Origin of the sequence: Desulfolithobacter dissulfuricans (assembly GCF_025998535.1) — a bacterium.
Taxonomy (GTDB): Bacteria; Desulfobacterota; Desulfobulbia; order Desulfobulbales; family Desulfobulbaceae; genus Desulfolithobacter; species Desulfolithobacter dissulfuricans.
On sequence record NZ_AP024233.1, the window covers coordinates 469,328 to 484,108 of the forward strand.

The 14,781-nt window shown below is 52.0% G+C and carries 8 protein-coding genes; 6 read left to right on the forward strand and 2 right to left on the reverse strand.

Annotated elements, in window-relative coordinates:
* Positions 1–315: 315 nt before the first annotated feature.
* Both GF1_RS01955 and GF1_RS01960 read right to left on the reverse strand, forming a co-directional pair.
* Entirely contained in the window at positions 316–1,674 is a 1,359-nt protein-coding gene (locus GF1_RS01955) for a sigma-54-dependent transcriptional regulator (protein ID WP_267927949.1), read from the reverse strand.
* Positions 1,671–3,611, reverse strand: coding sequence for a sensor histidine kinase (locus GF1_RS01960; protein WP_267927950.1), 1,941 nt, complete (start codon positions 3,609–3,611; stop codon positions 1,671–1,673). The genes GF1_RS01955 and GF1_RS01960 overlap by 4 nt, the downstream gene beginning before the upstream one ends.
* A 233-nt stretch (positions 3,612–3,844) precedes the next feature.
* Here GF1_RS01960 and dsrO point away from each other — a divergent pair, with 233 nt between their 5' ends.
* The 6 genes from dsrO (at position 3,845) to GF1_RS01990 (ending at position 14,697) form a co-directional block, all read left to right on the forward strand.
* Complete coding sequence (gene dsrO, locus GF1_RS01965) at positions 3,845–4,585, forward strand: sulfate reduction electron transfer complex DsrMKJOP subunit DsrO (protein ID WP_267927951.1); 741 nt, start codon at positions 3,845–3,847, stop codon at positions 4,583–4,585.
* A complete protein-coding gene (nrfD, locus tag GF1_RS01970; RefSeq protein ID WP_267927952.1) occupies positions 4,582–5,787 on the forward strand; it encodes an NrfD/PsrC family molybdoenzyme membrane anchor subunit in 1,206 nt (401 codons plus the stop codon). Before dsrO ends, nrfD begins: the two co-directional genes overlap by 4 nt.
* Entirely contained in the window at positions 5,784–8,858 is a 3,075-nt protein-coding gene (locus tag GF1_RS01975; RefSeq protein WP_267927953.1) for a molybdopterin dinucleotide binding domain-containing protein, read from the forward strand. The genes nrfD and GF1_RS01975 overlap by 4 nt, the downstream gene beginning before the upstream one ends.
* Positions 8,855–9,502: a TorD/DmsD family molecular chaperone gene (locus GF1_RS01980; RefSeq protein WP_267927954.1), complete on the forward strand. Its 648-nt coding sequence runs from the start codon at positions 8,855–8,857 to the stop codon at positions 9,500–9,502. The genes GF1_RS01975 and GF1_RS01980 overlap by 4 nt, the downstream gene beginning before the upstream one ends.
* 409 nt (positions 9,503–9,911) lie before the next feature.
* Entirely contained in the window at positions 9,912–10,364 is a 453-nt protein-coding gene (locus GF1_RS01985; RefSeq protein ID WP_267927955.1) for a DUF302 domain-containing protein, read from the forward strand.
* Between the two features lie 1,783 nt (positions 10,365–12,147).
* A complete protein-coding gene (locus GF1_RS01990) occupies positions 12,148–14,697 on the forward strand; it encodes a molybdopterin-containing oxidoreductase family protein (protein WP_267927956.1) in 2,550 nt (849 codons plus the stop codon).
* Positions 14,698–14,781 lie beyond the last annotated feature (84 nt).

Consider the following 14,781-nt stretch of genomic DNA (forward strand, 5'->3'; position numbering starts at 1 on the left):
TGAATCACAAAGATTATGCCAGCGGAATCGCTTTGCCAGCGTCTTCGATTTCCATTGAAAAATGGAATGATCGCCCGGTCCCCAAAGCCTTATTTTTCAGGCATCTTGATATCTGTTCCTTTAAAATAGCCTGCGGTGCAGTAGTTTCCGCAATCGATACAGCATAATCTGCGTGACCAATCAATCCGGGGGCGAAGACAATCTGCGAAGATTCTTTTCAGTTTAATGAAGCAATGAAGTTTGGGGTGTTCTTTGGTTTTTTTGAGAGACTATTATACTTGCCTGGCGGCATGCAATACAGCTTGTCAGGATGTATTATAGGTTATCAATGCCGTATTTTTTCATCTTCCGCCAGAGTGTTGTTTTGTTGATGCCAAGCATTCGGGCGGCCTCAATTTTTTTTCCTTCACACGCGGCCAGCACATGGAGGATATGTTTTTTTTCAACCTCCTTCATGTCAAAAGTATCGGGCGCAGCGCCTGGGCGTTTAATTGCCGGGCGCCCTTTTGCTGTACCTGTCTGATGAATCAACAAACTTTCCGGCCGCAGCATTTCAGTGGTCTCGATAATCATGGCCCGTTCAATGATATTTTCAAGTTCGCGGACATTTCCAGGATAATCGTAACCAAGTAATACGTCATAGCTTTCAGGGGTAAGAGCCTCGACGGTCGGGTTGATATGGCGGTATTTTGCCAGGAAATGATCGGCCAGCAGCGGGACGTCGTCCATTCTTTCCCGCAATGGGGGAATGGATATGGTGACGACACTCAGCCGGTAATAGAGGTCGCTGCGAAACCGGCCTTCTCTGGCCTCCTGTTCAAGGTTCTGATTGGTAGCAGCAATAACACGCGCGTCTATCCTGATTGCCTTCGGGCTGCCCACCCGGTATATGATATGATCCTGCAGTACCCGTAACAGCTTGACCTGGAAGCGATTGTCAGCTGTGCCGATCTCGTCGAGGAAGATGGTGCCCTTGTCTGCCATCTCGAAAAAACCGATTCTTCTGCTGTCGGCACCGGTAAATGCGCCTTTCTCGTGGCCAAAGAGCTCGCTTTCCATAATTCCTTCAGCCAGAGCACTGCAGTTGACAGGGACAAGGGGGTGCTCGTTGCGTGGACTCCAGCGGTGTATCTGCCGCACCATCAGTTCCTTGCCAACCCCGGTTTCACCCTGGATCAGAATAGTGGAGTCGGTGCGGGCAGACCGGCGCGCCAGGTCCATGGTTTGTTGCATCTTGCTGTTATTGGTTATGATGGGATTGCGCTGCGCCTCAAGGTCCTGTTTCTGCCGGTACGACGTACACTGTCGTTCAAGGTTTTTTTCCTTTAGAGCTCTTTCCAGTCTCACCAGAACATCCTCCGGATTGAAGGGCTTGGCCAGATAATCATGGGCGCCCATCTTCATGGCATTGACTGCGGTATCCACAGCAGCATATCCCGTCACCACAAAAACAATAACTTCGGGATTAACCTCCATTACCCTGCGCAGCAGTTCCATGCCATCCAGCCGCGGCATCTTGAGGTCGGTAATGATGATATCTGCTCCGTTTTCCAGAAAATAATCCAGGGCATCCCTGCCATCGGCAAATGCCGCGGCCTGATAATCAGGCTGGAGCATCCTGAGAAGAATCTTTCTGGCCGTAGGATCATCATCAGCCACAATTACGTTTTTCATGCGCTGTCTCCTGTCCTGCCAACCGGCAGTCGTACGATAAATTCGGTTCCTTTCTGTTTCCGGCTTCGGACATCAATGCTGCCACCGTGATTTTTTACGATGCCATAACTGAGCGATAACCCGAGTCCTGTGCCTTTGCCGGTCTCTTTTGTAGTGAAAAACGGGTTGAAAATTTTGGGAAGTATTTCCGGGGGAATGCCGCAACCGGTATCGGTGAAACGGATAGTAACCTGCGTGCCGTCAAAGTCGGCTGTAACTTCAATTGTACCCCCTGGGGGAACGGCATCAATGCCGTTGAGCAGAATGTTGACAAACACCTGTTCCAGTTGATGCCCGTCAACTTTGAGATACGGCAGCCTGTCGTTTGGTTTGAAAAGGACAGCGACCTCTTTTTTTTCACTGCGCAGCTGAACGAGAGAAATGGCAGTGGTTATACAGTCATTTATATTATACAGGCTGAATTCTGTTTTTCTCTTTCTCGCAAAACCGAGCAGGCCCCCGATTATGCGGCTGCATTTTTCTGTCTGGTTAATGATGTCTTCCAGATCCTCTTGCAGCACAACGGGATCAATCCTGCCACCGCTCAGATCTTTCCGGGCCAGAACCGCCAGCGCCTTGATGTTCCCGAGAGGGGTATTGAGCTCATGGGCCAGCCCGGCAGCCATCTCGCCAATGGATGCCAGTTTCTCAGACTGAGATATCTGTGCTTCTATCCGTTTTTTTTCCTGCAGGTTCTTTTCAAGGGTTGCCGCCATCTGGTTTATCTCTTCGGCCAGTTGACCAATTTCATCTCTGCTCGTTATCTGAATCCTGGTGCTGAGATCTCGACTGATCCGGTGTGTACCGTCAATAACCGATCGGATGGGCAGGGTCAGGGAGCGGGCAAAAAAAAGTGCTGCGGTGATCATGAGGGCAAAGATGCCCAGGGCGGAGAGTATGACCTTTGTTTTCATGGCGGCAAGCGGGGCCATGACCACATCCCGCTTTGCGTCTACAACAATAATCCATCCCCGTTCATCGTTATCATAGGGAGAAAAGTAACGATGCACGAGGATGTCGCCGTTCTGGGGATGATAGCTGATTCCTTCCGGCTCAGACATCCATTTTGCGGTAATTGAGGCGGGAAAATTCTGAAAGACCGTAATTCGGCTCCCTGTCTGATTGCCGAATTCGCAGGATTGATCCTGATGAAACAGGTAGATACCGTGACGCTCATGATTCGTAAAATTTCGTTCAACAATAAAGGCCGAACCCAGTTCAGGTGCGACCAGGCGATTGATCATGGTTCCGAGGGTCTTGCCCCAGACATTTATGATAAGCACCCCTGCTCTTTTGCCATCGGCAAAAAAGACCGGGGTGGCAAATCGAACCATGGCAGGGCACCAGTACTCCTCACCCTCCATCCAGCCACGCTCCAGGTTGGATATCCATATTTCACCATGGTTCAACTTCATGGTGTTGCGAAAGAAATCACGGTTTGCCTTGCTGCTGACGGCCCGTATCCCTCTCTCCGGAACAACCGGTCCCTGCCGCTTGATTATTTTTCCTTCCCGCACCTTGGCCAGAACAAACCCTGAAGCATCAATAAAGCGGATTGCCTGAATGCTGGTATCCAGCTGCTGGAACTCGTAAAAGCTCGTTTCCAGCCGTTGCAGGGCCTTTGTTATCTCGCCTTTTTCTCCACTGCTGGACAGGACCTGTAAAAAGGATTGGATGTCAGGGCTTGTGGAGATTGTCAACAGGCTTTTTCGCGAGTGATGAATCAGATCCTGGACCGTCTGGACGGAAAGCGCGGCCAACTCATTAAGATGGCCTGAAATATTTTCCATCAGGATGTCGCCTCTGGACTTGATCATCAGCATGGAAAAGAGGAGGAGAGACGGCACGGCCACCGTCAGCATGGTTAAGAGAATTTTTGAGCCGATTCTGAGACGCATTTGAAATACCTCATGGTGCAAAATGCACCCTTGTTGCTGTTATTGCAATGTTGGATAGGTGCATTTCGCACCGTCTTGTACAGGTGACATGGTTTGCCAGCCCCGTCAATGTGTTTTTTTTCTTTTATCCTCAAGCTGTTACAGTGGAAACAGCCATAAGCTTTTTCCTGGCATGAAAGATGTAGTGTAGTGGCAGGCAAGAAAATGCAATTTTAAAACCAGGAGTACGTATTATGGGGAATGAACGAAGAAATTTCATGAAAGTTCTCGGGGCCGGACTTGCCGTGACCGCTCTGTCGGCTGGCACCGCCGGGGCGACATCTGCGGGCAAGAAATCAGCGCAGAAGGATGGTCCTCGCTGGGGCATGGTCGTTGACCTGCGGCTCTGTATAGGCTGTCAGGCCTGTACGGTAGCCTGCTCGACAGAAAACCAGATACCGCTGGGACATTTTCGAACCATTGTCTCGAGTTATGAAGTGACATCCGGCGGCAGGCCGCGGCGTTATACACTTCCTCGTCTCTGTAATCATTGTGCCAAACCTGCCTGTGTAACGGTCTGTCCCACCCAGGCAACCAGACAACGATCTGACGGGGCTGTGGTTGTAGACAATACTGTGTGCATCGGCTGTGGTTACTGTATACAGGCCTGCCCGTACGATGCCCGTTTTATCAATCCCCTGACGAAAACAGCAGACAAGTGCACCTTCTGTCTGCACAGGATTGAGGCTGGACTGTTGCCTGCCTGTGTGGAGACCTGTGTCAGTGGCGCCCGGACATTCGGAGATCTCAATGATCCGCGCTCTGCTGTTTCAAGGCTGCTGGCTACCGTACCCACGCAGGTATTGAAAAAAGATATGGGAACCGCACCTCGCGTTTTTTACATCGGCCTGGATGAGGACTTCAGCGGCAGGGTGGAAGGTCGACAGGTACTTAACCCGGCAGGGCAAGCCGAACATCAGGAGGATTCCATATGAACGATCAAATAGTTGAGCTTATTCAAACGGGCAGCCAGGTCCATTGGGGCGTTGCCATTCCTCAATATTTTTTCCTTACCGGTATCAGTGCAGCCGCTTTTCTTCTTTCGACCCTGACCTATGTCTTTGGTGATAAGCGGTATGAATCCATTGCCGGACTTTCTCTGATAGTTGCCTTTACTGTACTGGTCGCAGCACCGCTCAATCTCATTGCCGACCTGGGGCAGCCCGGGCGTTTTTATTCTCTGTTGTACCATTTCCACGGCACCTCTCCCATGAGTTGGGGCGTGTTCCTCCTCTCTTCCTACCCGCTCCTTATTGCCCTGGAGATGGCCTTTGTCTTCCGGGCGCGGTTTGCCCGTCGCAGTCAGACCGCGTCCGGTCTGCTCAAAGGGTTCTATAGGCTGCTGGCCCTGGGAAGCGTAGAAGTGACTCCTGACACCGAGGCCCGTGATCACCGCATTGGGAAAATTCTCGGAACCATCGGCATACCCACCGCCCTGGCGGTACACGGCTACACCGGCTACATCCTTGGCGTGGTACGGGCCAGGGCCATGTGGCATACCTCGCTCATGCCGCTGATTTTTCTGATCTCGGCCATGGTCAGCGGGGTGGCTCTCATGATCCTCCTGTCCTGGATCATGGTTCGCAATGACCGGGGGAAGGTGGACTGGTCCCTCATGGATCGGCTGGGCATCCTTCTGGCCTGGTCCATTGTTGGCGACCTAATCCTGCGCCTTCTCTGGTATACCATCGGGCTTTCCTATTCATCCGCGTCGTTTCAAGAGGTGGGGAACTTTATATTCGGCCACCATTTCATGGAAGCCGTTGTGCTGGAGCTCGGCCTTGGCCTTCTTCTCCCCCTGGTTGTCATGACCGTGCCGGCTCTGCGACGTATCCGGCCGCTGTTCATCCTGACGGTTATTCTGGCCATTTTCGGGGTCATGCTTTTCCGGTGGGACACCGTTATCGGCGGTCAGCTTATCCCGAAGATCGGTGCTGGTTTTTATGAATACATCCCGTCCTTTTGGGGACGGACAGGCGTTATGCACATTATCGGTAACTGGGGCTTCTGGATTTTGTTCTTTATTCTGTTCACTTCATTTCTCCCGTGGAAAAAGACCAGCGGGAAAAATGGACGAGCCAATCAGGACAAGACACACACCGATTCGATACTTGAAAGAAAAGGAGCAGTTTCATGAGTAATACAAGGCGAAATTTTTTAAAAGCCGCCGGGGCCCTGACATCCCTTGGACTCTTTGGCCTCGGCTACAAGGGAACCCTGAAAGGTATTGCCAGCGGCTGGTGGAACGGGCAGCAGCCGGCTGATAAAATTTACGGTAATGCATTGCAGCCTGAATGGCGGGTTGATCGGGTCACTGGTGAAGTCACGCCAAATCCGGATCAATACGTTGCCAACTCCGTCTGTGTCGGTTGTGTGAGCCTGTGCGGTGTCCGTGTCCGGGTGGATAAAAAGAGGGGCAAGGTGTTGCGGGTGGCAGGGAACCCTTACCATGCGCTGGCATCCGATCCACACCTGCCCTATACCACCTCCATTAAGGACAGCTTCAAGGCCTTGTCCCGTTTCCAGGAATCCGGGCTGAAGGGGCGGGCCACTGCCTGCGGCCGGGGTAACGCGGTCCTTGCCAAACTCGACGACCCGCACCGGGTTCTGGTGCCGCTGAAGCGGGTAGGGCCCCGGAACTCCGGCAAATGGGAACCCATAGATTTTGAAACCCTGGTCAAGGAAGTGGTAGAGGGTGGAAATTTATTCGGCGAGGGTGAGGTGGAGGGCTTGCGCTCCATTCGTGACCTGGAAACACCCATTGATCCGGCACAGCCGGAGCTGGGGCCCAAGGCCAATCAGTTTGCCATTGTAGGCGGCTTCAAGGAAGGCAGGCTGCCCCTGCTGGCCCGCTTCGGGAAAACTTCTTTTGGCAGTATCAATTTCACCGGTCACCGGGGCAACTGCGGCCTCAGCATGCGGGCAGGATATGCCGCTTTTCTGGGAGACTGGAAAAAATATCCTCATCTGAAGCCGGATTTTAAGAATGCCCGTTACATCCTCAACATCGGTACGGCACCGGCCAATGCCGGCAATCCTTTCATGCGTCAGGGACGCCTGGTGGCCGAGGGCAGGGCATCAGGACGCCTGAAGGTGGTCGTGGTTGATCCGGTGTTGACCAACAGCGATTCCAAGGCTGCCGGTGACCGGACAGAGTGGATACCGGTTAAACCAGGGACGGATGGGGCGCTGGTTATGGCGATGATTCGCTGGATATTTGACAGCCGGCGTTACAATAAAAAATTCCTGGAGGTTCCCGGGCCGGCGGCCGCAAAGAAGGCAGGTGAGCCGAGCTGGTCCAATGGTTGTCATCTGGTGGTGGTGGAAGAGGGGCATCCGCTGTTTGGAGCCATGCTCCGCGGTTCCCATCTTGGCCTGCCTGTGGGGAAGAACGACAAGGATCCCTTCATGGTCATTGATGCTGGCACGGGAGAGCTGCGTCCCCATACCCAGGCAATGGCGGGCGAGCTGTTTTATCAGGGCAAGGTCTCTATCAGCGGCCAGGACGTCCAGGTGAAGTCTTCATTGCAGCTGCTGCGTGAAGAAGCAGAGAAGATGTCCCTGGCCGAGTACAGTAAAGAGTGTGGTGTCAGCGAGTCCACCATTGTCAAGCTGGCTTCCGAGTTTACCAGATATGGCCGGCAGGCCGTTGCCGACTGTCATGGCGGCACCATGCACACCAACGGGTTCTATACAGCCTATGCGGTGACCATGCTCAATGGTCTGGTTGGTAATCTCAACTGGAAGGGCGGCGCCTCTGCCGGTGGTGGCAGGTACCCTGATTTCGGCAGAGGGCCCAGGTACAATTTCAAAAAATTTCCAGGTAAAGTCAAGCCGAAGGGCGTGCCGGTCAGCCGGAAGTTTGCCTATGAAAAAACAAGTGAGTTTAAACGGAAAAAAGCAGCAGGTAAGCCCTATCCGGCTGACGGGCCCTGGTATCCGTTTTCAGCGGCCATTCAATCGGAGTATATCCCTTCTGCGCTGAACGGGTATCCCTATCCGCTCAAGGCGCTTCTGCTCTGGAACACCAATCCTCTCTATGGTCAGGCCGGGTTGTATACCCAGGCAAAAAAACAGCTGGCAGATCCGAAAAAACTGCCGCTTATCATCTCCATAGATCCGTTCATTAACGAGACCACTGCCTTTGCTGATTACATTGTTCCCGATACAGTGTTGTATGAGACATGGGGATCAGCCTGGCCCTGGGCCTCCCATCTGACAAAAATCAATTCTTTTCGCTGGCCGGTTGTGGAACCTCCTGTTGCCAAAACCGCGGAACAGGTCCCGATCTGCATGGAAAGTTTTATCATCGCCGTGGCCAAGCGCATGGGACTGCCGGGCTTTGGTGACAGGGCCATACCGGACGCAGAGGGCAATATACATCCTTTAAACACACCGGATGATTTCTTTCTGCGGGTTTTTGCCAATGTAGCCTTTGCCGGTAAGCCAGTGCCGGACAGCGAACAGGAAGATCTGACTCTGACCGGGGTGGATCGTCATTTGCCTCGCCTCAAGGCGGTATTGAAGGCCGAAGAATGGCCAAAAGTCGCCTATGCCATGGCCAGGGGAGGCCGGTTCCAATCGATCTCCAAGGCCTATGAGGGGCAGTGGCTTGCCAGGCGTTATTCGAAGCCTGTCCAGATTTATAATGAACAGGCAGGCCGGGCCAGAAACAGCTTGAGTGGGGAATACTACTCGGGCGTTCCCACCTGGCAGCCTCCGGTTCTGGCAGACGGTACCCCTTTTGAAAAGGTTTATGACCGCAGAAGCTGGCCGTTTCAGGTTGTCTGTACCAAGTCGCAGCTGCAGTCATCCCATACCATTGGCGAGGCCAGGCTCACCCAGATCCATCCGAGCAATGGCATCATCATGCATCCTGAAGATGCGGACAGGCTCAAAATCAAAACCGGTGATCGTATCCGGGTAACATCGCCTGCCGGCAGTGTTGAAGGGGTAGCAGATGTGCGCAACGGTATCCAGCAGGGTGTGCTCGGCATAGAGCATGGGTTTGGACATTGGGCACTGGGCGCTGCTTCGGTTACCATCGGCAGTAAAAGGCAGCCTGGTGATCCGGCATTGGGGGCAGGGGTGGCCCATAACCTTCTTGGTCTGGACGATCCGACCAGGCGCGGTATTTCTACCCTGGCCGATGTGGTCATAGGTTCAAATGCAAGACAATCCATAGTTGCCAGGGTGGAAAGGATATGACCATTGCTGCCTGGAAAGAAACAACTGAAGAGTTGCTGGCATGGGCAAGCCTTGCGGATTTTACCGCAAGGCTTTACCTGACAGAGCCGTCCACGGAAAACTGTTCCGCCTGCAGGAAATGGGGGGAGCTTCTGGCCGACATTCTGCCTGATGAAAATCTGCCCGAACTGTTGACCAGGGTGAATCCCGAGCAGGCGGATGATCTGCGCCAGGAGTTTTTTGACCTGTTCCTGGTCCCCATGTCCGGTGTATATACGCCTCCCTTTGAAAACGCTCACCGTTACGGTTCCATGGCAAACGGGCTCAGTCAGATCATCGGCGAGCTCTATCAGGCTGCCGGGTTTTATCCGGAAACGCTTGATATACCGTTCTATCTTAAGCAGATGGGCAGAAACGATCATCTCGGGTTGGAACTGGTTTTCTTTGCCAACCTTCTCTACTCAGCTGACAAGGCCAGCAGCCAATCGGAGGCGGAGCGCCTCCGCGATACGGCCAGTCAATTTTTCCAGGAGTACCCCGGTCAGTGGGCAGGATCATATGGGAGGGAGCTCATGGAAAAGGCAAGGAGTCCCTACTTCAGCGCGCTGGGGGCGCTGACGGTTTTTGTGTCGAAGTATGCAATAGATGATCAATCATGGGAATGATAATTTAAGCCTCTCCGTTCGGCCTGATCACCACACTGACATCGAGTCTGGGTGAGCGAAAAGTACATGATGAATGTCATGTTGCTGTCAATGTGAACAATCGGGAACATGTATTCCCCCTGCGCATTCCCTCTTGGGAACATGTTGCCATGCTTTAGCTGTATAGTATTGGCTGTAGTTGTCTTTTTGTGGGAAATGCTCGGGCATAGTTAGCTGATTTTGTGCGTAAAAAATATGTTTTTTGTGGCCGTGACGTGGTTGGTTGAAAAAATGGGCATATTTGTTGCTTTGGTTGGGTGTTACCGAGGTTCAGTGTACAGGACTGGTGGAAAACGCTACCGGCGTTTGCCTGAATACAGCGTGGTTACGCCCAATGGCATGTACAATACACTCTTTCGGAGGATTAAAAATGCGTAACTTACTGCTGAGTCTCATAGCACTACTTTTTTTATCTTCGGTGGCTGTCGCTGGTAATGGCCTCATCAGTATAAAGAGCTCTCGCGACGTTAAAGGTACAGCGGATCGTCTTGAGAAGGCCTTGGAGATGAAAGGAATGACTGTGTTTGCACGAATCAATCATGCAGAGGGAGCTCAAAAGGTTGGGAAAAAGTTACGTCCAACCGAATTAATTATCTTCGGCAATCCCAGGGTGGGCACGCCACTGATGCAATGCGCCCAGAGCGTTGGTATCGATCTGCCTCAAAAAGCTTTAATCTGGGAAGATGAAAAGGGACAGGTGTGGTTGTTCTATAACGATCCTGAATACCTGGCGGATCGCCATGGCATCAAGGGGTGCGATGAAGTCATAAAGAAAATAGCGAATGCGCTTGGTAATTTTGCCCGGACGGCGGCTGTACAGTAGCTGTGAGACCTGTCGTCATCCAAGCCCTGGAGCGGCAGAGGGCAGCGTTGCTGTCTTCCGCGGCTCAGTTCGAACGTTTCGATCGGTGGGCGGAAAGGCGACAGGCAATTAAAGCCGGGAGAGTGTGCTTATCAGTCGATATTTTTCTGCTACTGCTCGTCCAGTCGCCTGGAACAATTTTTGCCCAGTGCAGTCGTTATCTTGGGTATGCTCGGCATTATAAGATAATGCCAGCTACTAATTGTTCAGAATCGATCAATGAATGATCAGGGAACCATTTTCTGTGGCGTACTGGTCTATGCTGTTCCAGGCGAGCCACGGGAAAAATGGTTCCTGGGTAAGAAAAAAAGTATTCACGAAAAGTCCACGGAGGAACTTAGTAATGAGACAAAAAATTATTGAGCTTGTAGACGAAGCGATAAGCAGGCAACGCAGGATGGTCGATTGTTATTGTGAGCTGCTGGCCAGGCAGAGGGTCCACTCCTCTCTGGGTCATGCGAATTATAACTGTGATTCAGATACGCTCGCTGTAAGCAAGGATGCACTTTACCAGTTGGAATTACTCAAGAACAGAATACTGGAGCTTCGGTAAAAAAAGGTTTTACATCAAGGGGTTATGTTTTTTTGGTGAATAAAGAGAGTCTATACGAACGCTATAAACTACATAGCTTATCCTTTTACATAATATAACCGTTCATCAGCATGTTCTGTTATCAGCGCATGCCCCTGTAGTTGGGTGCCGGGATCTTTCCTGCTTAATTTGGTACGTATTGTGCCTGAAGAAATAGTACTGTTCTTCCTTTTATTGCAACTTACCAGCTCCTCCTAAGAAGCAGGAAGTTCCCGGCGCCTGGCCTTGTCTATCTTCTGAATTGGGCGTTTTGCCCAACCCCTGAATCCCCAGCTCGTTTAGCTCATCATGCGGTCAGGGCCGCATCTCTCCCTGCTTCGGCATTATCAGCCTGTTGAAAAACTACTGCGCCAGGTGATACTGCGTCAAAATTCGGTTCAGGTAAGCGACCGAAGGGAGACTCCGGGTAAGCGAGCTCGAAGTCTGCGCTTATCTGCGAGACTCCGAAATGCTCATGTACTCCATGTACACTGCGCTTTTTCGTCTCATTTTTCCTTGTCTCGTCTTCGCTCGCTACGTTTTTCAACAGCCTGTTGTCCGGACCACATGGAGGGTCTGGTTACGATAAAGCAGTGAAAAGTAAAACGCTCAACTTGGCGCTATCTCCCTGTATGCTCGGGATAACTAGTTTTTCAGGCCAGGGGTGCGAAGTCCTGGGTGTTCTCTCTTGCTTTGCGGATGCAGGAGTGTTGGCTTTCAGTGCATGGTGCAGGGTGTTTTTCCCGTCCTTCTCTTTTTCTCAAAAGTTCCTCGCCTTTTTTAAAAATAGCGCACCGAGACCTTGAGTCGGAAATTGTTATTTCTTGTTTTCGCAAAATTATAATGTCCCCGATTGGGAACATTAATGTTCCCTCGGGGGGACATTTTTAGCGTTGCCAGCGCAATGGTTCCCCTTGGTCAGTAGAATTCCTTGTTTGAGGATTTATGTTAACTATCTGTAATTTTGTCCAATTGGTAATCCCTTAAGGGAAAGGCCGATTAGATGACAAGTAATGGCGTGCTTATTGCGTTCCTCCTGTCTGTTTATGCCACTTCCATCTTTCACTTTAACATTCTACGCCCGATTTGATGGAGTGGCAGCTTTACCTACCAGGCAACAGGATAGGAGTTTCGGATATTTTTTTAAAGATAATCGAAAGGAGGAATTCAAGTATGCCAAAAACAAACAGAAGAGATTTTCTGAAGCTGGGAGGGTTGGCCCTGGCAGGCCCCCTGGTGGCGACAGGTCCTGGTACCGCAAAGGCCCGGACGGAGAAACTGCCTGACTATGGCATGGAAAAGCGAGTACCCGTCAATTGCCGGATGTGCGCCCAGAAATGTCCAGGCCTTGCCAGAGTGGTGGACGGACGTCTTGTGGGGATTGAGGCCAATCCGCACTCTGTCATGCCAGGAGTGTGCGGACGCTCTGTGGCCGCGGCGGGTATGGTATACAACCCCAATCGTATCCAGACACCACTTATCCGGGTGGGAGAAAGAGGGGAAGGCAGGTTCCGCAGGGCTACCTGGCCGGAAGCGCTTGATATGGTTGCCGACAGGCTCAAGAAATACAGGGAGCAGGGTACTCCGGAAGCAGTGGCCGTTCTTACCCGTTTTCATGGTGCCCCTGGAGTGGATAATGAAGTGTTCAAGGTGTTCGGCACCCCTAATTTTCCCGGATATGCTGATACCTGCTGGGCCAATTCCCGGGCGGTGGGTGCCGGAGTGATTTACGGGCCTTTCAAGCATGGTCTGCCGGGCTGCAGTCCGAGCAAGATCAGCGTTGACTTTGTAAAGGCCAAATACGGCGTGCTTATCGGCCGTAATCCGGCCGGCGGTCTTGTCTGCTACCCGTGGGCCATGAAATTTGCCAAAGGAAAGCGTAACGGACTCAAGCTGACAGTGATTGATCCCCGCAAACCTTCCGAGGCGGGAGAGGACAATGTGCACTGGCTTCCCATAAGACCGGCATCAGATCTGGCTTTTCTGCTCGGGCTTTTTCATGAGCTGATGAAAAACAAGTCCTACGAGCCGGAATATCTCAGAAAATATACCAATGCTCCCATGCTGGTGGACTCCACGACCCTCCAGCCTGCCGGAGTCAGGGAAATCGAGAAAGTCGAGAAAGGAAAGAAAGTCAAGATTCTGGATTATCTTGTCTATGACGAAGCTGCCGGAGAAGTACGCTTTGCCAGCGAGGCTGAGAAACCGGCCTTAAACGGCACGTATGATGTGACGTTTGGGGACAGGGCCTTCAAGGCAGTGACCGCCCTGGACAGGATTGCCAGAGAACTTGAGAATTATACTCCGGAATGGGCCGAGGGAAAAAGTGACGTCCCTGCAAAAGAGATCCGGAAGATTGCCAGAGAGCTGGACCGGAACAGGCCCCATGCCTTTATCGATCCGACCTACCGTAGTGAACGGTATTTCAATTCCTTTAAAATGATCCAGGTCATCTGCATGATGAATGTCCTTATCGGCGCATTCGGCCGGGAAGGCGGCATCATCTGGAATCATTCCACCAAGCCCGGCAAGCTTATCCATCCGCCCAAGGCCCAGGCAGAGTCTATCGGCGAATATTATGCCAGGCATGATCCGAATTTCCGGTTCGGCAATACGCATTATTATCGGCATAAAGCAGTGGAAACAGTGCTGACGGAAAAGCCGTATCCCATTAAGGCCATGGTCTTCAATGGCTCTAACCTGCTCGGAGGATCAGCTGGTGGGACGGAAATTGTTCAGGCGCTGAAAAAACTGGAGTTCACGGTCTGTATCTCGCCTTTTTTCAACGAGACAACCCTGTATGCTGATGTCATCCTGCCGGATGCCACCTTTGTTGAACGTGACGAGGCCATTAACGGCAAGTACAAGTTTGAAGTGCCCGGGGTGACCATCAACATGAAAGCCATTGAGCCGCTGTTTGATGTCAAAAGTCCCTACTGGATCAGCCTGGAACTGGCCCGTCGGATACTGACGCCGGAAGAATATGCGACGCATTTCAAGCCGTTTGAGGAGGGCGGTATTGAACTGCTGTGGGAAAAACAGCTCGAGGGGATTAAAGGAGTACCTGCCGGCGAAAAAGCCAAAATTACTACCGATTACCTGAGAGAATTCGGTGTCTGGAACGGCCAGGCCCCGACCCCCAGGCCCAAGGCCAAGACGCCGACCCGCAAACTGGAGCTGTTCAGTACCTTTCTGGCCAGGCAATATGATGAACTGCAGGCGGCTGACGACAGTAACGCCGTGGTGGCAAATCCGCTGCCGGTCTGGCAACCTGCCAAGTGGATGACCGAGAAGAAGGAACTGGCAAAAGACGAGTTCATTCCGGTTACAGGATTTGCTCCGGTCAACTCCTTTACCGGTCAGCAGACCAAGGACAACCGGCTGCTTGCCAACGTCGGCGAGGCGATCTCCTGGGATGCCGTCTTCATTAACGCGGCCAAGGGGAAATCTCTGGGGCTTCGAGACGGAGACATGGTAACCATTTGGAATCCAGACAATAAACTGGAACAGAATGCCAGGGTTATTCTCAGTGAACTTGTCCACCCTGATGCCATGTTCAGCTATTATGGAGCAGGTCCAGGAGCATTTAAAAAACTGAACAGGTTTTACACCAATGCGCCGAAGACCGGCTTCAATCCTAATCATTCAGCGCCCTTTCACTACTCTCCTCTGGTGGGCGGCCATGCGGCGCATGATTATGTTGTCAAGATAAGGAGGGCGTAATGTCTGCTTATTCAATATGTTATGATTCACAGGCCTGTGTACGCTGTTTCACCTGTGTGGTTCGCTGCAGCGTGGAAAATCGTT

Excerpts from the sequence above, each read along its gene's own strand:
- GF1_RS01955 (WP_267927949.1), bottom strand. The coding sequence starts at position 1,674 with ATGAAAAACGTAATTGTGGCTGATGATGATCCTACGGCCAGAAAGATT.
- GF1_RS01960 (WP_267927950.1), bottom strand. The coding sequence starts at position 3,611 with ATGCGTCTCAGAATCGGCTCAAAAATTCTCTTAACCATGCTGACGGTG.
- dsrO (WP_267927951.1), top strand. The coding sequence starts at position 3,845 with ATGGGGAATGAACGAAGAAATTTCATGAAAGTTCTCGGGGCCGGACTT.
- nrfD (WP_267927952.1), top strand. The coding sequence starts at position 4,582 with ATGAACGATCAAATAGTTGAGCTTATTCAAACGGGCAGCCAGGTCCAT.
- GF1_RS01975 (WP_267927953.1), top strand. The coding sequence starts at position 5,784 with ATGAGTAATACAAGGCGAAATTTTTTAAAAGCCGCCGGGGCCCTGACA.
- GF1_RS01980 (WP_267927954.1), top strand. The coding sequence starts at position 8,855 with ATGACCATTGCTGCCTGGAAAGAAACAACTGAAGAGTTGCTGGCATGG.
- GF1_RS01985 (WP_267927955.1), top strand. The coding sequence starts at position 9,912 with ATGCGTAACTTACTGCTGAGTCTCATAGCACTACTTTTTTTATCTTCG.
- GF1_RS01990 (WP_267927956.1), top strand. The coding sequence starts at position 12,148 with ATGCCAAAAACAAACAGAAGAGATTTTCTGAAGCTGGGAGGGTTGGCC.